This is a genomic window from Pseudomonas extremorientalis, assembly GCF_001870465.1.
In the GTDB taxonomy this organism is placed as follows: domain Bacteria; phylum Pseudomonadota; class Gammaproteobacteria; order Pseudomonadales; family Pseudomonadaceae; genus Aquipseudomonas; species Aquipseudomonas extremorientalis.
This window is the reverse complement of the sequence record NZ_MDGK01000015.1, coordinates 413,136-434,415: the sequence shown is the minus strand read 5'-3', so window position 1 is coordinate 434,415 and position 21,280 is coordinate 413,136. Positions and strand designations below refer to the sequence as shown.

The 21,280-nt window shown below is 61.7% G+C and carries 22 protein-coding genes; 10 read left to right on the top strand and 12 right to left on the bottom strand.

Annotated features, from left to right (window positions below; all coding sequences use genetic code 11):
- Window positions 1–41 precede the first annotated feature (41 nt).
- The gene (locus BFN10_RS05740) at window positions 42–641 is read left to right on the top strand and encodes a short chain dehydrogenase (protein ID WP_071488846.1); all 600 of its coding nucleotides are present in this window, start codon (window positions 42–44) and stop codon (window positions 639–641) included.
- On the opposite strand, the gene BFN10_RS05735 is transcribed toward BFN10_RS05740, so the two are convergent.
- The gene (locus BFN10_RS05735; RefSeq protein WP_130898097.1) at window positions 626–1,006 is read right to left on the bottom strand and encodes a hypothetical protein; all 381 of its coding nucleotides are present in this window, start codon (window positions 1,004–1,006) and stop codon (window positions 626–628) included. The two genes, BFN10_RS05740 and BFN10_RS05735, sit on opposite strands and share 16 nt — an antisense overlap.
- 181 nt (window positions 1,007–1,187) lie before the next feature.
- Here BFN10_RS05735 and BFN10_RS05730 point away from each other — a divergent pair, with 181 nt between their 5' ends.
- Both BFN10_RS05730 and BFN10_RS05725 read left to right on the top strand, forming a co-directional pair.
- Window positions 1,188–1,859, top strand: a complete 672-nt coding sequence (locus BFN10_RS05730) for a COG3650 family protein (protein ID WP_071488845.1) — start codon at window positions 1,188–1,190, stop codon at window positions 1,857–1,859.
- Between the two features lie 106 nt (window positions 1,860–1,965).
- Window positions 1,966–3,579 (top strand): NAD(P)/FAD-dependent oxidoreductase, encoded by a 1,614-nt coding sequence (locus BFN10_RS05725; RefSeq protein WP_071488844.1) that lies wholly within the window; start codon window positions 1,966–1,968, stop codon window positions 3,577–3,579.
- A 66-nt stretch (window positions 3,580–3,645) separates the two neighbouring features.
- On the opposite strand, the gene BFN10_RS05720 is transcribed toward BFN10_RS05725, so the two are convergent.
- On the bottom strand, window positions 3,646–4,740 hold the full coding sequence (locus BFN10_RS05720; protein ID WP_071488843.1) for a PLP-dependent cysteine synthase family protein: 1,095 nt from the start codon (window positions 4,738–4,740) through the stop codon (window positions 3,646–3,648).
- Window positions 4,741–4,956: 216 nt separating this feature from the next.
- Here BFN10_RS05720 and nhaA point away from each other — a divergent pair, with 216 nt between their 5' ends.
- The gene (gene nhaA / locus BFN10_RS05715; RefSeq protein ID WP_071488842.1) at window positions 4,957–6,144 is read left to right on the top strand and encodes a Na+/H+ antiporter NhaA; all 1,188 of its coding nucleotides are present in this window, start codon (window positions 4,957–4,959) and stop codon (window positions 6,142–6,144) included.
- Between the two features lie 72 nt (window positions 6,145–6,216).
- Here the strand turns inward: nhaA and BFN10_RS05710 are convergent, their stop codons facing one another.
- A complete protein-coding gene (locus BFN10_RS05710) occupies window positions 6,217–6,681 on the bottom strand; it encodes an outer membrane lipoprotein (protein ID WP_003189251.1) in 465 nt (154 codons plus the stop codon).
- Between the two features lie 157 nt (window positions 6,682–6,838).
- Between BFN10_RS05710 and BFN10_RS05705 the strand changes: the two genes are divergently transcribed.
- On the top strand, window positions 6,839–7,099 hold the full coding sequence (locus BFN10_RS05705; protein ID WP_071488841.1) for a hypothetical protein: 261 nt from the start codon (window positions 6,839–6,841) through the stop codon (window positions 7,097–7,099).
- Between the two features lie 36 nt (window positions 7,100–7,135).
- Here BFN10_RS05705 and pdxH read toward each other — a convergent pair whose 3' ends face one another.
- From pdxH to dinG, 5 genes are all read right to left on the bottom strand, one after another.
- Entirely contained in the window at window positions 7,136–7,783 is a 648-nt protein-coding gene (gene pdxH / locus BFN10_RS05700) for a pyridoxamine 5'-phosphate oxidase (protein ID WP_071488840.1), read from the bottom strand.
- A 27-nt stretch (window positions 7,784–7,810) separates the two neighbouring features.
- A complete protein-coding gene (locus tag BFN10_RS05695) occupies window positions 7,811–8,971 on the bottom strand; it encodes an OmpA family protein (RefSeq protein ID WP_083351547.1) in 1,161 nt (386 codons plus the stop codon).
- A 142-nt stretch (window positions 8,972–9,113) separates the two neighbouring features.
- On the bottom strand, window positions 9,114–10,259 hold the full coding sequence (locus BFN10_RS05690; protein ID WP_071489102.1) for a serine hydrolase domain-containing protein: 1,146 nt from the start codon (window positions 10,257–10,259) through the stop codon (window positions 9,114–9,116).
- Window positions 10,260–10,341: 82 nt separating this feature from the next.
- Window positions 10,342–12,639 (bottom strand): beta-galactosidase, encoded by a 2,298-nt coding sequence (locus BFN10_RS05685; protein ID WP_071488838.1) that lies wholly within the window; start codon window positions 12,637–12,639, stop codon window positions 10,342–10,344.
- Between the two features lie 89 nt (window positions 12,640–12,728).
- Entirely contained in the window at window positions 12,729–14,873 is a 2,145-nt protein-coding gene (dinG, locus tag BFN10_RS05680) for an ATP-dependent DNA helicase DinG (protein WP_071488837.1), read from the bottom strand.
- Between the two features lie 99 nt (window positions 14,874–14,972).
- Here dinG and BFN10_RS05675 point away from each other — a divergent pair, with 99 nt between their 5' ends.
- Window positions 14,973–15,437 carry a CopD family protein gene (locus tag BFN10_RS05675; RefSeq protein WP_071488836.1) on the top strand — a complete coding sequence of 155 codons (465 nt, stop codon included), beginning with the start codon at window positions 14,973–14,975 and terminating at the stop codon, window positions 15,435–15,437.
- 101 nt (window positions 15,438–15,538) lie between these two features.
- Here the strand turns inward: BFN10_RS05675 and BFN10_RS05670 are convergent, their stop codons facing one another.
- Together BFN10_RS05670 and BFN10_RS05665 are read right to left on the bottom strand one after the other, a co-directional pair.
- Entirely contained in the window at window positions 15,539–16,297 is a 759-nt protein-coding gene (locus BFN10_RS05670) for a collagen-like triple helix repeat-containing protein (protein ID WP_071489101.1), read from the bottom strand.
- Between the two features lie 160 nt (window positions 16,298–16,457).
- A complete protein-coding gene (locus BFN10_RS05665; protein ID WP_071488835.1) occupies window positions 16,458–17,153 on the bottom strand; it encodes a PA1041 family peptidoglycan-binding anchor lipoprotein in 696 nt (231 codons plus the stop codon).
- Window positions 17,154–17,343: 190 nt separating this feature from the next.
- On the opposite strand from BFN10_RS05665, the gene BFN10_RS05660 reads away from it, so the two are divergent.
- From BFN10_RS05660 to BFN10_RS05645, 4 genes are read left to right on the top strand one after another with little or no spacing between them, the layout of a single operon-like run.
- The gene (locus BFN10_RS05660; RefSeq protein ID WP_071488834.1) at window positions 17,344–17,841 is read left to right on the top strand and encodes a DUF6231 family protein; all 498 of its coding nucleotides are present in this window, start codon (window positions 17,344–17,346) and stop codon (window positions 17,839–17,841) included.
- Window positions 17,842–17,845: 4 nt separating this feature from the next.
- Window positions 17,846–18,316 carry a YchJ family protein gene (locus BFN10_RS05655; protein ID WP_058425250.1) on the top strand — a complete coding sequence of 157 codons (471 nt, stop codon included), beginning with the start codon at window positions 17,846–17,848 and terminating at the stop codon, window positions 18,314–18,316.
- Window positions 18,317–18,335: 19 nt separating this feature from the next.
- Window positions 18,336–18,818 carry an LEA/WHy family protein gene (locus tag BFN10_RS05650; RefSeq protein ID WP_071488833.1) on the top strand — a complete coding sequence of 161 codons (483 nt, stop codon included), beginning with the start codon at window positions 18,336–18,338 and terminating at the stop codon, window positions 18,816–18,818.
- A complete protein-coding gene (locus tag BFN10_RS05645) occupies window positions 18,815–19,015 on the top strand; it encodes an SEC-C metal-binding domain-containing protein (protein WP_003189235.1) in 201 nt (66 codons plus the stop codon). The genes BFN10_RS05650 and BFN10_RS05645 overlap by 4 nt, the downstream gene beginning before the upstream one ends.
- Window positions 19,016–19,142: 127 nt before the next feature.
- On the opposite strand, the gene BFN10_RS05640 is transcribed toward BFN10_RS05645, so the two are convergent.
- Entirely contained in the window at window positions 19,143–20,528 is a 1,386-nt protein-coding gene (locus BFN10_RS05640; RefSeq protein WP_071488832.1) for an ATP-binding protein, read from the bottom strand.
- Window positions 20,525–21,235: a response regulator gene (locus BFN10_RS05635; RefSeq protein ID WP_058425253.1), complete on the bottom strand. Its 711-nt coding sequence runs from the start codon at window positions 21,233–21,235 to the stop codon at window positions 20,525–20,527. The genes BFN10_RS05640 and BFN10_RS05635 overlap by 4 nt, the downstream gene beginning before the upstream one ends.
- Window positions 21,236–21,280 lie beyond the last annotated feature (45 nt).

The following is a 21,280-nucleotide window of genomic DNA, read 5'->3' as shown; positions in this document are numbered from 1 at the left end:
CTCTAGACTGAGCCTTCACTTACTCCCGGAGGAACAGCACCATGAAAATCCTATTGATTGGCGCCAGCGGCACCGTCGGCTCGGCGGTCAAGGCGGAACTGGCTCAGCGTCACGAAGTGATCAGCATCGGCCGCAGCAGCGGTGACTTCCAGGTGGATATCAGCGACAGCGCGTCGATCCGCAAGCTGTTCGAACAGACTGGCAAATTCGACGCCCTGGTCTGCGCAGCAGGCAGCGTGAACTTCGTGGCATTGGGCGAAATGAGCGAGAGCGATTTCGAGCTGGGCTTGCGTGACAAGCTGATGGGCCAGGTCAATCTGCTGCTGATCGGCCGTGAGTTCGCCAACGATGGTGCCTCGTTCACCTTCACCAGCGGCATCCTCAACCGCGACCCGATCCGCACCGGCGCCTCGGCTGCGTTGGTCAATGGCGCCATCGATGCCTTCGTCAGAGCGGCCGCCATCGAGCTGCCACGAGGCCTGCGCGTAAATGCTGTCAGCCCGACAGTGCTGGTGGAAGCCATGGGCAGCTATGCACCGTATTTTCGTGGTTTCAAACCCGCGGCAGGTGCTGACGTGGCGTTGGCCTACGCGAAGAGTGTCGAGGGTTTGCAGACCGGGCAGACTTACATCGTCGGTTGAGCGGCAACTGTCTCAGGTGATAACTGAGACATCCACCCAACCACCAGCGCACGCGGGGCTATAAATCTGAACGCCCCGCCCGATTGGCTGTGAACCCTGACGGTACTTAACTGATACCCGTCTACATAAAATGTTACGTACTTTAGGTAGGCCAGCAACGTGATGGATTTTGTCCTTGCTGTCGCCTCTGGGCTCAGTGAAACATTCACTTCAACATAACCCGGCGCAGGGTTCCCGGCGCCCTTGAGTATCACCGAAATATGCGTGAAATCAGTGGCTGACGAGTAGGAAAGCTGGGCGGGCTCGTCTGAAAAAGCTGCATTTGCCCAGAGCATGAGCACGCAGATACACCATTTGATATTCATTGCGGCTCTCACTCAAAAGAGCTCGACGCTCTCACACCTCTCCAAATCCAAGTGTAGGAAACGTCCAATCGACAGTGCTATTTTTCCCATCCGTTCCGGGCCGATGGTTCAAACCCTGTCACGGGCTTGTGATGCGGCGCCGGCCTGAGTAACGTGGCGGCACTTGCCTGGAGACCCGATAATGCGTGCCGCCCCTACCCTGTTCCTGTTTGCCCTGCTTCCCTTGTTCGCTGCCTGCCAGATGTTCGAGAGTGATCCTGCCAAGCCGTCGCTCGCCGGGCTGACGCGCATGCAAGGTGAACTCACCGCAGTCGGCGGCAAACTGCTGTTCCAGCCGTGCAACGACAAACGCAATTACGTGGTCAATGACACCGGCGGCACCAGCATCCTGCAGGAAGCGGCCTCACTGGCCGGCCAGCAAGGCGCGTTGTTTGCCGACCTGCGCGGCAAGTTCTCCGGGGTTGCCAGCGGCACCGAGGGCAGCGTCGACCTGCAACAACTCTACCGCGTCGAGCGCTCGACCTCGGCCTGCGGCGACCCGGACTTCAAGCGCATGATCCTGCGCGCCAACGGCCACAAGCCGACCTGGGTGATGAACGTGACCGCCAAGGGCCTGGTGCTGGAACGCGAAGGCCAGCCACCACTGGCGGTGCCCTATGTGGAAGAGCAAATCGGTGACGGTCGCTTTAACCTGATGACCGAGGCCAACAATCAGCACGTGGAATTGTGGGTGGCGCCGCAGCGTTGTGTCGACCCGGTCAGCGGCAGTTTGCAACACATGACCGCCGAGTTGCGCGTCAATGGCCAGGTCCAGCGCGGTTGCGCATCGTTCGGCGGCTCGCGCGACGACTGACGCGACGCCATGCTGTTTTAACATGACGGGAAACGGTCATTGGGGCTTATAATCGCCGGTTTGCAAAACAGCCGGCCTCTCTGCCCGCCGCCTACCGGATCCCGTCATGTTACGAATCACCGAACTCAAGCTGCCCATCGACCATCCCGAAGAAGACCTGCGGCCTGCCATCGTGCAGCGCCTGGGCATCGCCAGTGATGACCTGCTCGATTTCACCCTGTTCAAACGCAGCTACGATGCGCGCAAGAAGTCGTCGGAACTGTGCTTCATCTACACCATCGATCTGAACGTAAAGGGTGAAGCCGCCCTGCTGCTCAAATTCGCCGATGACCGCAACGTCAACCCGGCGCCGGATGTCAGCTATAAGGTCGTAGGCCAGGCACCGCAAGGCCTGACCGAACGCCCGATCGTCGTCGGCTTTGGCCCGTGCGGGATCTTCGCCGGGCTGCTGCTGGCGCAGATGGGCTTCAAGCCGATCATCCTCGAGCGTGGCAAGGAAGTGCGCCAGCGCACCAAGGACACTTGGGGCCTGTGGCGCAAAAGCGTGCTCAACCCCGAGTCCAACGTGCAGTTCGGTGAAGGCGGCGCCGGGACCTTTTCCGACGGCAAGCTGTACAGCCAGATCAAGGACCCGAAATTCCACGGCCGCAAAGTGCTGCACGAGTTCGTCAAGGCCGGTGCGCCGGAAGAAATCCTCTACGTCAGTAAACCGCACATCGGCACGTTCCGCCTGACCGGCGTGGTGGAAAACATGCGCGAGCAGATCATCGCCCTGGGCGGTGAAGTGCGCTTCGAGCAGCGGGTGACCGATGTGCTGATCGAAGACGGCCAGTTGAATGGGGTGGTCATCGATGGCGGCGAACAGATCCTGTCCAAACATGTGATCCTGGCCTTGGGCCACAGCGCCCGTGACACCTTCCGCATGCTCCACTCCCGTGGCGTGTACATGGAAGCCAAGCCGTTCTCGGTGGGTTTCCGTATCGAACATCCGCAGTCGCTGATCGACGCCGCGCGCCTGGGCAAATACGCCGGGCACCCGAAACTCGGCGCCGCCGACTACAAGCTGGTGCACCACGCCAAGAACGGCCGCTCGGTGTACAGCTTCTGCATGTGCCCGGGCGGCACCGTGGTGGCGGCGACTTCCGAGCCGAACCGCGTGGTCACCAACGGCATGAGCCAGTACTCGCGCAACGAGCGCAACGCCAACTCCGGCATCGTGGTCGGCATCACCCCAGAGGTGGACTACCCAGGCGGCCCGCTGGCCGGTATCGAGTTGCAGGAACGCCTGGAGTCCCACGCCTATGTCCTCGGTGGCAGCAACTACGAGGCTCCCGCACAACTGGTAGGTGATTTCATCGCTGGCAAGCCGTCCACCGCGATTGGTAGCGTGGAGCCCTCCTACAAACCTGGCGTGTCTCTTGGCGATTTGGCCCTGGCCTTGCCCGACTTCGCCATCGAAGCGATCCGTGAAGCGTTGCCGGCGTTCGAGAAGCAGATCAAGGGCTACTCGCTGCACGACGCGGTGTTGACGGGTATCGAGACGCGCACCTCATCACCGTTGCGGATCACCCGTAACGAATCGATGCAGAGCTTGAACGTGAAAGGGCTGTTCCCGGCTGGTGAAGGCGCTGGTTACGCCGGAGGGATTCTATCGGCGGGCGTGGATGGGATTCGGATTGCCGAAGCGTTGGCGCGGGATATGTTGGGCCTGGAAGCCTGACGCATTGCCCTGCCGGCGATAGCGTCTTCAAGATCGCCATCGCCGGCAAGCCGGGCTCCTACAAGGTTAAATGTTTGCCCGCAGGATGCTGTCCGGCAATGGCTCGCCCCGCTCGACACTGTCCGCAACAGCAGTAATCAAACCGTCCAACGCATAGCCCTGCCCCGCCAGCCAGGCCTGGTCGTAATAGGTTGTGGCATACCGCTCCCCCCCGTCGCACAAGATCGCCACGATCGAGCCGGACTCCCCTGCCGCTTTCATCTGTTGCGCCGCGACCAGTGCGCCAATCAGATTCGTCCCGCTGGAACCTCCGACCCGCCGCCCCAGCCGGTCGGCCAGGTAATGCATGGCCGCCAGCGACAGGGCATCCGGCACCTTGACCATCGCATCGATGACCTTGGGCAAAAACGATGCCTCGACCCGTGGTCGGCCAATGCCTTCAATCCGCGAACCGCAGTCCAGGCGCAAGCTGGCATCACCACTCTGGTAGAAATCAAAGAACACCGAACGCTGCGCATCGGCACACAACACGCGGGTACAATGCTGGCGATAACGCACATAACGACCGAGCGTAGCGGTGGTGCCGCCGGTGCCGGGGCTGGAGATCAACCAGCTCGGCTCCGGATGCTGCTCGAAACGCATCTGCTGGAAGATCGACTCGGCAATGTTGTTGTTCGCCCGCCAGTCGGTGGCACGTTCGGCGTAGGTGAACTGGTCCATGAAATGACCACCGCTTTCCCGCGCCAGGCGTTCGGATTCGGCGTAGATCTGCGTGGGATCCTGTACCAGGTGGCTCTTGCCGCCGTAGAAGGCAATCTGTGCGATTTTTTCCTGGGACGTGGTGGCTGGCATTACCGCAATAAACGGCAAACCCAGCAGACGCGCAAAGTAGGCTTCGGAAATCGCCGTCGAGCCACTGGATGCTTCGATCACCGGCGCACCAGGCTTGAGCCAGCCATTACACAATGCGTACAGGAACAACGAGCGTGCCAGCCGATGCTTCAGGCTGCCGGTGGGATGGCTGGACTCGTCCTTGAAGTACAACTCGATACCCGGCAATCCTGGTAACGGCAAGGGAATCAGGTGCGTATCGGCACTACGCTGGAAGTCTGCTTCAATGATACGAATGGCTTCGCGGGCCCAGGGACGGTGGTCGCTCATGGAGAGTTTCTCTGAAGGTGTCAGCCCTGATTTTAGGGGGTTTCCTACACGCCACACAGATACAGTACCGACTCAATCAGACACACAATTGCTAGGCTTGGCGGCAACATCACCCCAGCCAGCCTCTTATAACAAATAAGAATATAACTTTTGTTTTAACAACTAACGGTACGGGTTAGGGTACCCACCTATTGAACCTGGATTGGAGAGCATCCCTTGCCTCTGCGTAGCACTTTCACCCGTTTCTTCCAGCTGGAAGCCGCCAGCGGTCTGTTGTTGATCGCGGCTGCGGCCTTGGCGCTGATCATCAACAATTCACCGTTGTCGCACCTGTACAGCGCGTTTCTCGATGTGCCGGTGGTGGCGCAGATCGGCGCGCTGAAAATCGCCAAGCCCGCCCTGCTGTGGATCAATGATGGCCTGATGGCTCTGTTCTTCCTGCTGATCGGCCTGGAGGTCAAGCGCGAGTTGCTCGACGGCCACCTGTCCAAGCCCTCGCAAGTGGTGCTGCCTGGCGCCGCGGCCATCGGCGGCATGGTGGTGCCGGCGCTGATCTACTGGGCGATCAACAAGGACTACCCCACCGCGCTTTCCGGTTGGGCGATTCCCATGGCCACCGACATTGCCTTCGCCCTCGGCGTACTGGCCTTGCTGGGCAAACGCGTGCCGGTGTCGCTGAAACTGTTCCTGATGACCCTGGCGATCATTGACGACCTCGGCGCGATCATCGTGATCGCCGTGTTCTATTCTGCCGATCTCTCCGGTGCCGCCCTGGCGGGTGCGGGCGCCTGCCTGATTGCGTTGATCGCGATGAACCGCCTGGGCGTGATCAAGCTCGGGCCGTACCTGATCGTCGGGCTGATCCTGTGGGTGTGCGTCCTAAAGAGTGGTGTGCACGCAACGCTGGCCGGTGTGACATTGGCGTTCTGCATCCCCATGCGCACCAAAAACGCCGAGCCCTCGCCGCTGCTCACGCTGGAACATGCCCTGCACCCCTGGGTGGCCTACGGCATCCTGCCGCTGTTCGCCTTTGCCAACGCCGGCGTGTCCTTGACCGGCGTGAGCCTGGAAAGCTTCACCCACCATGTGCCCATGGGCATCGCAGCGGGCCTGCTGATCGGCAAGACCATCGGTGTGTTCGGCCTTACCTGGCTGGCCATCAAGACCGGCCTGGCCGCCCTGCCCACCGGCGCGAACTGGGGCCAGGTATTTGGCGTGGCGATCCTGTGCGGTATCGGCTTTACCATGAGCCTGTTTGTTGGCTCCCTGGCATTCGTACCGGGGGCCAGTGAGTTTGCCGGGGAAGACCGGATGGGGATTTTGACCGGGTCGATACTGGCGGCGTGTATCGGGTATGCGGTGACGGCAATGGCGAGTCGTAAAAAGGCCGTACCTCAGGTTTGAATTTGACAGCCTCGAAAACCAAAAACCCCAACCAGTCACCCGGTTGGGGTTTTGTGTTTCTACAACCGACGGTTAGCGAGTAACGCGGCTGGTACCGTCAACGGTCATGATGCGTACGCGGTCGCCGATGCGGAAGATTTCATTCTCCTGCACGGCCTGCACGTAGGCACGCATGCTGCCGTCGTCTTCGCGCACGGTGATTTCCACACCTTGGGTACGGGTCAGGCCTTCTTCGGTGGCCGAACCCAGCAGGCCGCCAGCAACAGCGCCGATCACCGCAGTCACGATACTGCCACGGCCACCGCCGATGGCACTGCCGCCAACACCGCCGATAACGGCGCCGGCAGCGCCGCCGATTGGGGTCTTGGTGCCTTCGATTTTCACCGGACGCAGGGATTCGATGGTCCCCATGCGCACGGTCTGGACACGACGCGCCTCGTCACGGGAGTACGAGTCGCCGGTCAGACTCGAGGCGCAGCCACCCAGCAGCAACGATAGGGTGGTAAAGCAGGCAACCAGTAAAACAGACTTACGCATAGCATCAACTCCAAAGGACAGGTGGTCATTAAACGCTGCAGCTTGACGCCTGTCACGGCAAGCACCGCAGAAAATTGCTTTCATTCAGCCTTAGTACAGACTGCCCACACCAGAAAAACAGACGAACGGTAGCGCTGTTCTCTCAACCGGGATTTTCATGGATTACTTCATCATTGTAGTCACAACCCTTGCGGGACTGTATTTCCATGCCTGGTTGTACCTGCGCATCCGGCGTTGGATAGACCGTGACCTGGCCCTGTCGCTGGCGGGTAATGACCTGCACAAGCGCACCTTCATGCTGCAACAGCTGGAGAAGGCTCGCCGCTTGAAGATCAAACGGTCCCACTTGCCTCACTGGCTGAAGAACGCGGCGCAGCAGTACACGCCCGAAGCCTCTTCAATAGAGACGTCGGGGTGACAGGCATCATTCAAGCGGAGTGACGAAAGGTGCAGCTCAGGGTGCCAGGCGTTCGCGGGTCCAGTCGGCCCCTTGCAGGCGATAATTCAGACGGTCATGCAAGCGGCTGGCGCGGCCTTGCCAGAACTCGATGCGCTCGGGTAACAGGCGATAACCACCCCAGTGCTCCGGGCAGTCAGGCTGGGTATCGCTGAAACGCTGCTCGGTAGCCTTGAGCAGGTCCTGCAGCTCTTCCCGGTCACGGATGACCTGGCTTTGCGGAGACGCCCAGGCTCCCAGGCGGCTGCCCAAGGGACGAACCTGATAATAAGCATCCGACTCTTCAGGCGTGACCTTCACCACCCGACCCTCAATGCGCACTTGGCGCTCCAGGGTCGGCCAGAAAAACGTCATGGCTGCAAACGGCCGCGCCGCAAGCTGTTGGCCCTTGGCGCTCTGATAATTGGTGAAGAAGGTAAAGCCCTGCGCATCCAGGCCCTTGAGCAACAGGATGCGGCAGTGCGGGCGACCGTCCTGGTCGACCGTGGCCAAGGTCATGGCATTGGCCTCCACCGGTGGCTGCTCGGTTTTCACCGCGTCGGCAAACCACTGGTGAAACAAGGCAAACGGCTCGCTCGGGGCCTGGGCCTCGCTCAAGCCATCCCGTGTGTAGTCACGGCGCATATCGGCCAGTGCCTGGGTCATGCGGCTTTATCCTTCTGTTTCAGCGGATCAGTTTTTCGCCTGGTCGTTTGCCGGTGCAGCAGCCTTGGCTTTGGCGGGTGCCGCTTTTTTCGCCGCTGGCTTGGCCGGGGCTTTCTTGGCCGCTGGCTTGGCAGCCGCTTTCTTGACGGTCGAAGCCTTCTTGGCCGGTGCCTTGGCGGCTGGAGCCGGGGCGGGAACGTCCTGCACCGCCACCATTTCGGCGACAGGCGGGGTTTTGCCCGACTGATACTTGCTCAGCAGCGCCAGCATGGTAGTGCGCTGGGTGAACATGATTTCCATGCGACGGTTCAAGGCGCGGCCCTGGCTGCTGTCGTTGGCGGCACGTGGCATCAGGTCGCCCATGCCGCGCAGCATCAGGCGGTCCTGCTTCAAACCGCTGAGGCTGAAGATCGAGGCGATGGACTGTGCACGCTCCTTGGTCAGCGCCTGGCTGGCCGGGGCGGTGCCGGTGGCATCGACGTGACCCAGTACCAGCACGGCAGTCTTCGGATCGGCTTCAACGGCCTTGGCAACCCGGGTGAACGGACCGAGGGTAACCGGCAGCAGCATGGCCGGGCGTTTCGGGTTGTAGGAACCATCAACCGGGGCAATCACCACGAGCACGTTGTCGCGACGCTCGAGTTGCAGGTTGCTGTCCTTGATAGCCGCGCGCAGACGCGGCTCATAGTCGTCCAGCCAGGCTTGGGTGATTTTCGGGTCGGGCATCGGCACGTTGGTCACGTCGACCTTGGCCAATGGCTTGGGTTTGCTTTCGAACGGCCACCACCAGTGGGTTTCGGTGTCGGTCTTGGCGACTGCTGGGGCTGGATCAGCGGCCTTCAGGTCGGCTTTCAGGTCGGCCTTCGCATCGGCCGCCTTCTCATCGGCGCTCTTGGAGGAAAACGGCCACCAGCTGGAACCGGTGTCCGCCTTGGCGGCGGGAGCTGGAGCCGAAGCTGGCGCTGCGGCGGCGGCAGCTACCGGTGCGGCAGGCTTGGCGCCTGCAGCCGGCTTGGCGTCTGGCTTAGCTTCCGGCTTCGTGTCGGCCTGGGTCACTGCGTCCTTGGTCGAGGCCTTATCGGATCCAAATGACCACCAATGCCCGCCCTCGGCATCATTTTGTGGAGTTTGTGCGCAACCGGTAATAGTGAGACATAGCGCAAGAGCCAAGGACTTGTTCGATAACATGAGATATCCACAAAATGAGAAAAAACCAGGGACCTAGATGATCCGTTAAACAGACGCTTGCAGAAGAATAAAGTTACAACTTTTCCTACAGCGTCTTCTTATAGTTGCCTTTGTAACAAAAAAATGTGAAACAGCAAGGGGTTTACAGACAACCGGCCAATATTCTGACCAACTTCTGTGCCCGCGGGTCCATAAGTACATAAGGTCCGAGTGTATTAGTCACGAAACCGAACGCAACATCATGTTCAGGATCGGCAAACCCCACCGAACCACCAGCACCCGGATGCCCGAATGCACGTGGGCCAAGGCCGAAGGTGGCATTGGCCAACTGCGGCTGATCCAACATGCAGCCCAGGCCGAAACGGGTTTGTGTCAATAATGTTTTATCCGGGCCGATGCTGTGCTCGCGAGTCAATTGTTCGAGCATGTCGGCCTCCAGCAAACTACCGTCCAACAGTCCACTATAAAAACCCGCCAGGCTGCGCGCATTGCCGTGACCATTTGCCGCCGGCTGCTGCATACGGCGCCATTCGGGTTTATTAGTGCTGGTCAGAATAGACGGTGGATTGGCAAATGCACGCGTGGTCATCGCCGTCGGTTCGCGCATCATTACTTGCAGTAAACGTTGCGCGGCTTCATCGCCCATATTGCCTTTGCTGCGCGCTATATGGGCCACGCGATAAAACTCTTCGTCCGCCAGGCCCACATGGAAGTCCAAGCCCAATGGCCGTGCGACCCGCGCCACGATGGACTCTCCCGGCCCGCGCCCATCGGCACGCCGCAGTAGCTCACCGACGAGCCAGCCGTAGGTGATCGCCTCGTAGCCATGGCCCTGACCCGGCGTCCACCACGGGGCTTCGGCCGCCAGGGTGTCGACCATCAGTTGCCAGTCGTACAGGGCTTCGGTGGGGAGCATCTCGCGGATCGCCGGCAACCCGGCCTGATGGCACAACAACTGGCGCAGGGTGATGGTTTCTTTCCCGGCCGCGGCAAACTCCGGCCAGACGTTTGCGACCGGCGCATCCAGTTGCAACTTGCCTTCGGCCACCAATTGCAGGGCCGTGACGGCGGTAAAGGTCTTGGTACAGGAGAACAGGTTGACGATGGTGTCGCTGTGCCAGGCCTCGGCGCCGTCCTTGTCGGCGGTGCCGGCCCACAGGTCGACGACCGTTTCGCCGCCGATCTGGATGCAGAGCCCGGCACCACGCTCCTGCGGGTCATCGAACAACGCGGCGAACGCTTCACGTACCGCTTCGAACTGAAGTTCGTAATGACCCTGGATCTGCACCTGAGCGCCCTCGGAAAACATCGAAAAAAGTGGCCGACATTGTTCCAGCCCTGGTGGGTTTTGTGAACCCGTCAGCGTTCAATCAATGTCCATTCCCGGAGTGACCGCCTGCATGCCCGGCGCCCTGCCCCGGGCCTTTGCCTTCATGCCCGGCCCTGCCACCTTCGCTTTCACGCGTGGCGCCTGCCGCCTTGGCCTTTTGCGCTTCCTTGCCCAGTTGGTCGACCGCCGCCAGGTTGCTTTTGCGCACACTCTCCACAAAACCCTGGAACGGTACGTCGGTGATACCGACCAGGCCAAAGTGACCGTTTTCACCGTCCAGCAGACGCCCGGTCACCGGCTGGTCCAGGTACTGGAACCAATGCACGCCGACAATCGACGGCTCGGCCATGGCCTGCTTGAGGAAGTTGCCATACGCCGCGCCACGATCTTCTTCCCTGGCCAACTGCGTCACGCCGCCCCAGAACGGCCCGCGGTCGGCCGAGCCGAAGTTGAATTCGGTGATCAGCACCGGCTTGTCCAACGCCCGCAACGCGGCGAAGTCGTAGCCGTCCTGAGGCTTGAGGGTGTACATGTTGAAACTCAACACATCGCAGTATTGCGCGCAGGAGGCCACGGCTTCCGGCGTGCTGACCGCATAACGGCCGCCCAGCAGCAGTTGATGGGGCGCGTGCCATTTCAACGAGTCGGAAATGGTCTTGAAGTAGGCATCGGCGAAGGTCTTCTGGAAGTATTTGAAGTCCGCCTCGACTTCCGGATGCTCGGGATTCGGCATCGGCGGTTCGAAACCCGGGTCCTCCATCAGCTCCCAGCCCTTCAATTCGATACCCCAGGCTTTCGACAAACCTTCTTCGTTGCGGTACTTGTCGCGCAGTTGCTTGAGGAACGCGCGCTTGGCCGGTACGTCGGTGGTCATGCGCAACGTGCCGTACGCCAAGGCGTAGCGGGATTTCGGATCATCGCCAGGGCCGGCCCAGGCCAACTCGTTGTCGGCAAAAAAGCCGATCAACCACGGGTCATCGCGGTGGTCACGGGCGGCAATCGCCACGGCGCGCTCGGTGGCCATGGCGAAGCGCGGGTCGAACGGGTCGGGCATGCCGCCCCACCAGTCGGTGCCGGTGCTGATGCTGGCGTAATCGCCGACGATCGACAGCGGCAAGGTGTAGGGAACCCGGCCGGCAGTGGCCAGGCTCTCGTCGCTCCAGTTGCCGACAGTGTTGAAACCCCAGGCCTGCAAGCGATCGAGGGTGTGAGTGACCCAACGTTTCTGGTCGAAGCCGTCACCGCCATAGGTACGCTGCAAGTTGGCGCCGTAAAAGTCATACCAACGCCCGGCACCGAAGCCACGGCCTTCCCCCGCGCCATTGCCGGTGCGGTTGTCGCCGCTGCCGTAATACTTGTCGAAGGGTTCGCCGCCCTTGGGCAGCGCGGCGAACATCCATTCACGGCCGGCCACATAGGTCTGGCTGTTGTCCGGGGCCACGGTGTTGACGCCCAGGGAGTAGAACGGATGCCCTTGCGGTGTCACCAGGTACCAGCGCCCGTCGCGCTTCTCGGTACGGAAAAACCCGCTGGCGTCGAATGCCGGGCCTTTGTTCCAGCCACCGTATTGGTCCAGCGCGGATTTATCCCGCGTGGCCAGCCAAGCCTGGAGCTGCTGTTGCTCCTTGGCGGCAGCGGCTTTGAGTTGTTCGTCGCTGCTGACTTTTTCCGGCCACCGCGCACGGGTGGATTGACCATAGGCATCCACCAGCTCGCTGTAGGCCGCCTTCAGCACCGGCTCGCTGTCCTGCACGCCAAAGCGCTCCAGCAGGATGCTCTGGGCGGCGTTGGGTTTGAGCATCGACAGCGTCACCGAAACCACCTGGCTGCGGTCGATCTCGCCGGCGCTACTGGCCAGCAACACACGCTGGCCGTCCACGGTGATCGGCATCGGTGGGCCGGCCTTCATGCCCTGGCTCAGCGGCGAATTGGCGTGCAGCGGAACCAGCAAGGTCTGAGCCGGGCCGGCGGGCAGGTCGATGCGGCTGACCAGGGTCTTGCCATCCGCGCTCTGCACCTTGACGTAGAGGGTCAACGCCCAGTCCATCGCACTCTGGATGCGCAGGCTCATGGCACCCGACCGGGACCAGTCCCAGATGCCGGCCTGCGGGCTCAGCACCAGGCTCGGTTCGGCGGCCGGGTTGAACGTGATGCGGCGCAGCACTTCGCCTTCGGGGGTTTGTTCGGCGTTGTATTGCGGCAGGCTGGCGTCCTGGGTCGCCACCTTGACCACATCGGCAGGCCGGACGAAGTTGAACAAAGTCTGTTGCCCCGCAGGGGCAGCCATCAAGGGCGCGGCGAGCAGCAAGGCAAAAAGAGCGGGCAGCGTGCGAATCATACGAACAAGGTTCTCCCAGACGGCCGATGAATGGCCTGATGAAATACAGTGAGATAGACCACGAAGTGGGCGAAACCGCCCACCGTGGCTTAAGAAATTTCGCGCCTGAAAGGCGGCAAGGCATTCAGGATAGCCTTGCCATAGCGTTGGGTGACCAGACGCCGATCAAGCAAGGTGATGGTGCCCCGGTCCTCTTCGGTACGCAGCAGGCGACCGCAGGCCTGGACCAGCTTCAAGGAAGCATCCGGCACCGAGATCTCCATGAACGGATTACCGCCCCGCGCCTCGATCCACTCGGCCAAAGCCGCCTCGACCGGATCGTCCGGCACCGAGAACGGGATCTTGGCAATCACCACGTGTTCGCAATAGGCACCCGGCAAGTCCACCCCTTCGGCGAAGCTGGCCAGGCCGAACAGCACGCTGGAGTCGCCGCCGTCTACACGCGCCTTGTGTTTGTTCAGGGTCTCCTGCTTGGACAGATTGCCCTGGATAAACACTTGCTTGCGCCAATCACGGTCGAGACCGTCGAACACGTCCTGCATCTGTTTGCGTGACGAGAACAGCACCAGCGTTCCGCGCGAGCCTTCGACCAGCTCCGGCAGGTCGCGGATGATCGCGGCGGTGTGGGCCGCTGCGTCCCGTGGGTCGGCCTTGAGGTCCGGCACCCGCAGCACGCCCGCATCGGCGTGATGGAACGGGCTCGGCACCACGGCGGTGACGGCTTTTTTCGGCAGGCCGGCGCGCATGCGGAAGCGGTCGAAGGTGCCTAGCGCGGTCAGCGTGGCGGAGGTCACCAGGCAGCCATAGGCCACGTTCCACAGGTTGCGGCGCAGCATTTCGGCGGCCAGGATCGGGCTGGCGTTGACCTCGATATCGAACAGCGCACCGCTTTCCGACAGGGTCAGCCAGCGCGCCATAGGCGGGTTGTCTTCCGGGTCTTCGACGGTGAAGGCGGTCCACAGCTCCCAGTTGCCCTGGGAACGGGACAGCAGGCTGCCGAACAGCGGGTACCATTCCTCGGCCTGGTTGCTGGCGATGCCGATATTGACCTCGCCGTCCATGCCTTCCTTGAGCAAATCCGTAAGACGGGTGAACAGATCGGTCAGGCGTGAAAAGCCTTTCTTCAGCTCGATGCCCATTTCGCGCATGTGCTCGGGGATCAGCCCACCGACAAAACGATGGCGGGGACGCTCACGCCCCTCCACATCTTCACCGGGCTTGAAGTCGGCCACCTGCTCGCAGGCACTGAACATGAATTGCTGCTGGGTCTTGATCTCGCGCGCCAGCTCCGGCACCTGTTCGATCAGCTTGCCCAGGTCGCCCGGAAGCGGGTGCTGGGCCAGCAGTTTGGTGAGGTTCTTCGCGGTGGTTTCGAGCCAGTCGGCGGTGGAGCGCAGGCGCGTGTAATGGGCGAAATGGCCGATGGCCTTGTCGGGCAGGTGGTGGCCTTCGTCAAACACATAGAGGGTGTCGCGCGGGTCCGGCAACACCGCACCGCCGCCCAGGGCCAGGTCGGCCAGCACCATGTCGTGGTTGGTGACGATCACATCGACCTTGCCCATGCCTTCGCGAGCCTTGTAGAAGGCGCACTGGCCGAAGTTGGGGCAATGGCGGTTGGTGCACTGGCTGTGGTCGGTGGTCAGGCGCGCCCAGTCGGAATCCTCCAGGGCGGTGGGCCAGCTGTCGCGGTCACCGTCCCATTTATTGCCGGCCAGTTTCTCGATCATGCTGGTAAACAGCTTCTGGCTGGCCTCATCGACTTCGATCTTGAAGCCTTCTTCTTCGAACAGCTGGGCGGTGGCGGTTTGCGCGTGACCTTCCTGCAACAGCACATCGAGCTTGGACAGGCACATGTAGCGGCCACGGCCCTTGGCCAGGGCGAAGGTGAAGCTCAGGCCACTGTTGCGCATCAGGTCGGGCAGGTCCTTGTAGACGATCTGCTCCTGCAGGGCGACGGTGGCGGTGGCGATCACCAGGCGCTTGCCGGCGGCCTTGGCGGTCGGGATCGCGGCCAGGCTGTAGGCCACGGTCTTGCCGGTACCGGTGCCGGCCTCGACGGCCACGACCGCGGGCTCACCCTCGCGGCGGCCTTCGTCGTCGGTGTCGATATCCCCGAGGACCTTGGCCACTTCGGCGATCATCAGGCGTTGGCCATAGCGCGGTTTCAAGCTCTTGGCTTCGAGAAAACGCGAATAGGCACCCTGGATCGTGGTTTTGAGTTCAGTGCTGATCATGGATAGTCGGGCGCAAAAAACGCTGGATAAATTTTCAGTGGTTCGGATCGGCGGCTATCATACCCCGCTAATGAATCCCGCGCAGAACGGAGTACCACAATGACCGCGTTTAGCCTCGCTTACACCCTGCATGTATTGGCCGCCCTGGTATGGGTCGGCGGTATGTTTTTCGCCTGGATGATCCTGCGCCCCGCCGCTGTGGCGGCACTTGAAGGCCCTGCCCGGCTCAAATTATGGGCAAATGTGTTTCAACGTTTTTTCGTATGGGTGTGGATCGCCGTGGCGGTTTTGCCGATCAGCGGCATTGGCCTGCTGCACTTGCGCTTCAACGGGTTTGAGACGGCACCGCGTTATGTGCAGGTGATGATGGGCTTGTATCTGGTGATGACGGCGCTGTTTATCCGCATCCAGGCGCTGAAGTTCCCGGAGTTGCGCAAGGCAGTGGCGGCTGAGGATTGGCCGGCGGGTGCGGCGGTGCTGGGGCAGATTCGCCGATTGGTGGGCATTAACCTGATTGTGGGGTTGGTGGTGGTGGCGATTGCTTCGGCTCGGCCGATGTTCTGAGGCAGGCTTTAGTCCGCTATCGGGGGCAAGCCCCCTCCCACAGTTGGAATGCAGTCCAATTGTGGGAGGGGGCTTGCCCCGATGGCGTCAGAGCAGGCAATTCAAAGCCGCTGGATGGTCACAGTCCCCGCAGGCCCAGCCGGCCCCGGCTGCCCTTCCAAGCCTGGACGGCCTTTCTCGCCGCCATCGGCGCGGTACACCAGGCAGCCTTTGGACTGGCCGCCCTTGCCCGGCTTGCCCGCCGTGCCAGCCAATCCACCGGGACCGCCATCGACCCAGACCTTTATATGCTCGGCCGGAAAGTCCTGGGGCAACTCGACGCGCACCTGCGCGCCCGACGCGCCAGGCAAGCCATCACCGCCGTTATCCCCGTTGGCACCGCGACCGGCCGAGCCCCAGGTGCACCCTGGGTCTTCGCCGTTGGCGCCATCCAGCCCGGCATAACCCTGGGCGCCGGCACCGCCACGGGCGTCCACCGAGAGTTCTTCTGCCGCCAGGGAGTTGATACGCAAGGTCAGGTCACGCCCGGCCTTGGCCGGTTTTTCGTGGGTGCCGGGAGCGCCGCGGGAGGTGATCTGGCTACCGTGGTCCAATTGCGCATGGCGCACCTGCAATTGCAAAGCGGTGTTGCCGGGCACAATGGTGATACGGGCGTCGCGGCCCAGGTGCAGCTCATCCACGGAGACCTGGCTGATGTTGGCGGGAATCAGCAAGGTGCCATAGTCCGCCACCTCCAGGCGCTCCAATTGCAACACGCTGGTGCTGTTGGGCAGGCGCATCAACGAGTTGGGTTCAACACTGACGCTCTGGGCCAGGGCAACGGGGCTGACCAACAGGGCCAACAGAAAAACCTTACGCATCATGGAGCTCCCCTGAATTTTTTCAAAAAATATTTCTAGTTTTTCTTTGGACGCACAGTAACGACTTCCGCAGGCGCTTTGCCAGTGAAGGATCAAAAAAGTTAATAAAGGGGGAGGATTGGCAGCAATGCCCCTGTGTATCCCACAGGGGCAAGGGCCGTCAGCGGTTGATCTGGATTTCCGTACGACGGTTCAAGGCACGGCCTTCAGCGGTTTTGTTGTCGGCTACCGGATGGCTCTCGCCTGCACCGGTCACCGATACAAAACTGCTGCGCGGCACGCCGGACTTGATCAGGTACTCGACCACCGAATGCGCGCGTTTTTCCGAGAGTTTCTGATTGTAGGCCTCTTTGCCGACGCTGTCGGTGTGGCCACTGACCCGCAACTGGGCGCCTGGGGCTTCCTGTTTCAGGCGGGTGGCGACGGTGTCGAGCTTGGCGGTATCCGCCGCCGTCAACTTCGCCGAGTCGAACTGGAAGTGCACGTCACGGATCACGATGGTTTCCTCCTTGACCACGACCACTTCCTCAACCACGGCCGGTGGCGGTGCGGGCGGGCAACCATTGGCATCCACCTGCACACCTTTTGGCGTGCCCGGGCACTTGTCGCGGCTGTCCGGCACGCCATCGCCATCTTCGTCACCGTCGCCATGCACCCAGCAATAAGCGCCGGCCATACCGCCGATCAACAACGCGCCATAGCCTGCATAGGCCGAGCTTTCAGTGGCACCGATCGCCGCACCGGTCACACCGCCAACGGCGGCGCAGGTGGGCCAGTCGGTTTTTTGCAAACCTGCGCAACCTGTCAATACTCCGGTTAGCAGAACCAAGGGTAGAGCTGTCCGCATGATGCTCATCTGATTTCTCCTGAGGGGATCGGCGGGGGCCGATGAGTGGAGTAAAGACGGCTCTTTTCATCTGCGCCACTACGCCGCGCCCCCGTATTCATTGAGGATCGTCGCCCTCGTAGGACTTTTAGCCACCGCCCGCTCTAGGCCCGCACGCTCAGCCGCGCTAGTCTCTACGGTCCTGATGTGAGGATCTCTGATGACCGCCGGTATTTCTGACCGTACACCCCAGCAGGCCCTGGCCGCCTTGCTCGACCTGCACCAGCCCAAACGCCTGTTGCTGTTGGGCGCCAGCCAGTTCCCGGCGCTGGAGGCTTTTCAAGCAGCACACCCCGGCACCCAGGTTGCTGTTGCCCCACCCGGCCCACTGCCGGCGGAGCTGGCCGCGCAGCGTTTTGACCTGGCGCTGGTGGTGGATTGCCTGGAGCACCTGTCAAAACCGCAAGGCCTGACCCTGCTGGGCGGTATCCGCAACCTCAACGCCAGCCGCATTGCGGTGCTGGTTGACCTGGGGGCCTGCGACTGGAAGGACACCGACTTCTTCTCCCTGGCCCTGCAGGCCGGCGAGCGTTTCCAGCGTGACGAACAGGTTCTGACGCTGTTTACCTATGATCTGCTTGACTATAAACAGGTACCGGACTGGCTCAACGCCCGCTTCTGGGCCAACCCGGAAAACTTCGGAAAGTATTGGTGGTAACCCGATGAGTACATCCATTTGCCCCTGCGGCAGTGGCAACCTGCTGGATGCCTGCTGCGGCCATTATCACGCCGGGCACCCCGCGCCCTGCGCGACCGCGTTGATGCGCTCGCGCTACAGCGCCTACGTACTGGGCCTGGTGGACTATCTGGTTGCCACCACGCTGCCCGCGCAACAGCCCGGCCTGGACCGTGCCGCCATCGCCGCGTGGAGCGCCCAGAGCACCTGGCTCGGCCTTGAAGTGGAAAGCTCCGAGGTATTCGGCGGCCAGCCGGAACACGCGTTCGTGACCTTCACCGCGCGCTGGCATGACAGCACCGGCGAACATAGTCACCGCGAGCAGTCTTCTTTCGTACAGAATGACGGGCGCTGGTACTTCATCGACCCGACCGTGGAAGTGAAGACCGGACGTAACGATGCCTGCCTGTGCGGCAGCGGGCAAAAATTCAAGAAGTGTTGTTCCAGCTATCTCTAGCCATCACAGGACTCACGCCATGCTCCGAATCTACAGCTTGATGCTGGCGTTAACCCTTGGCCTGACCGGCTGCGCGTCGTGGTTCGAGGACGACGCGCCGCCGCCCCACATCTCCCTGGTGAAGGTCGAAGTGGTGCGAGCCAAGCTGCTGGAGCAGAAATTCAAGCTGTACTTTCGCGTGGACAATCGCGACGACGCCGACCTGACCGTGCGCGGCCTGATCTACAAAGTGACGCTGGATGACTTTGTGCTGGCCGAAGGCGAGTCCAACGAATGGCTTACCGTGCCGCCGCGCGGCCATGCCTTTTTCAAGGTGTCGGTGCGCACCAACCTCTGGCCGCAGATCCGCGATGTGGTGCAGATGCTGAAAAAACCCGACCGCCCCGTGCCCTATCGCCTCGAAGGCGAGCTGAAAACCGGATTATTCATCGGTTATGACGTGCAGGTGAATCACAATGGCGAGATAATCCCCGGCGATTTTATTCCGGAGCGACATCGATGACTCAGCAACCCCATGTCCATGGTCCTGACTGCAACCATGATCACGATCACCATGATCACGACCACGGCCATGTCCACGGCCCGAACTGCGGCCACGCTCACCAGGAGCCGGTGCGCAATGCCCTGAAGGACGTGGGCCGCAACGATCCTTGCCCGTGCGGCAGCGAGAAGAAATTCAAGAAGTGCCACGGGGCGTAAAGCCACGCTGAAGATTTAAATGTGGGAGGGGGCTTGCCCCCGATAGCGGTATACCAGTCTCCTATTCAGTGCCTGACAGCCAGCAATCGGGGGCAAGCCCCCTCCCACATTCAGTTGCGTTCCACATTCAGGATTTGCGTTGAAACACCAGTTCCACCTCAAGCCCTCCGCCGTCCCGGTTGCGCAACGCCAAACGCCCGCCATGCGCCTTGGCGATGCTGTGGGCAATGCTCAATCCCAGGCCATACCCGCCGGTCTCGGCATTGCGTGAACCTTCCACGCGATAGAACGGCTCCATTACCCGCTCCAACTGTTCCTGGGGAATCCCGGGGCCACGGTCACTGATGACGATCTTCAAGCTGTCCGCCTGGTCCTCGACCCGCACCACCACATCACGGCCATAACGCACAGCGTTCTCCAGCAGATTCTGCACGCAACGTTTAAGGCTGCGGGCATACCCCGGCAATGGCTGCTTCGCCCGGCCTTCGATCACCACCTGCTCGCCAACGTCTTGCAAGTCCGCCTGCAGGCTTTGCAGCAAGGCGTTGATATCGATGTTCTGCCGCGTCTCGTTGATTTCGCCGCTGCTGACAAAATCCAGCGTGCTGGACACCATGTGCTCCATTTCTTCCAGATCGCTGCGAAAACGCTCCTTGGTGCGATTGTCCTCAAGCATCTCGGTGCGCAGGCGCAGTCGTGTGATCGGTGAACGCAAATCGTGGGAAATCGCCGCAAGGAAACGCGTGCGTTCGGCGATGTTGGCGATCAGCCGCTGTTGCATCGCATTAAATGCCTGGGCGGCGCGGCGGACCTCAGTGGGACCGTCCACCGACAGCGGCGGGCGCTGGATATCCCGGCCCAATGCCTCGGCGGCCTTGGCCAGGGTGTTGAGCGGGCGAATCGCCAGGCGTACCGCGACCAGCGCGATCACCACCAACACCAGCACCCGCAACAGGTAGATGCGCATCACGTAATCGAACAGCAGGTCCAGCGGCGAGGTACTGGTCCAGCCCTGCTCTTCACTGGCATCCACCTGCAACCAGCGCCCGTCGGGCAGGCGCAGGTCGATCAAAAATTGTCCCACCACCGGTTGGGAACCGAGCAAGGTCGACAGGCCGGCGGTCTGCCCGTCGCCATCGACCAGCGACAGGCGCAACAGGATCAGGGTCTGGGCGTAACCGGTTTTTTCCGACAGCACCTTCTTGATCAATCGCTCGGTGGGCCGGTCACTGTCATGCAGGGTGCTCGGGGTGTTGCTGGCTTGATCGCTGAGGCTCAGGCGGAAGTTTGGCGTGTCGAGCAGCTTGATCAGCACATCCGCTTGCTGCGGATCGCTGTGCACCAGGCGCACCACGTCCGCCAGGCGCGTGGCGATCAACCGCGCCGGGATTTCCAGCACCTGCCCATGGCGTCGGTCGTACCAGATGCTGCTGGTCAGGGCCTGCGCGGCGAGCATGCCGCTGACGAGGATCAGCACCAGCCGGCCGAACAGCGAACGCGGCAGCAGTCTCACGACTCCAACACCACGTCATCGGCGGTGAGCATGTAGCCCTCGTTGCGCACGGTCTTGATCAACCCTGCCGGCAATTGCGAGCGCAGGCGGCTGACGCACACATCGATGGAGCGGTCGAACGGCGTGCTGTCCTTGTCGAACACATGGTTGAGCAGAAAGTCGCGGTTCAACGGGCGGTTGGGGTGCTGCAACAGCAGGCGCAACACGCGGTAATCCGAGTTGCCCAGGCTGACCACCACGCCCTGCGGCGACAGTAATTGCCGCGCCCGCGTGTCGAGTTGCCAGCCGGCGAAACGAATGCTCGGCGCTTCATCCAGGCGGGCGCGGTCAGGAAAGCTCTGTACCCGGCGCAGCACCACTTTTATCCGCACCAGCAACTCACGTGGGTCGAAGGGTTTGGGCAAGTAATCGTCGGCGCCGATTTCCAGGCCGACGATACGATCGATCAACGAGCCCTTGGCGGTGAGCATCACCACCGGCGTGTTGGAGTTCACCCGCAGTTCGCGGCAAAGGCTCAGGCCGTCTTCGCCGGGCAGCATCAGGTCGAGCACGATCAGGTCGATCACATTCAGCGCCAGGCGGCGGCGCATTTCCTTGCCGTCGGCGGCGGTGGACACCTGGAAGCCGGCGTCGCTCAGGTAGTCGCAGAGCAGTTGGCGGATTTGCGGGTCGTCGTCAACGATCAGCAGGTGGTCTTGCTTGGCCATGGGCAGTCAATCCGAAAAACGATGAAACGCAGCAAATAGCCGAAA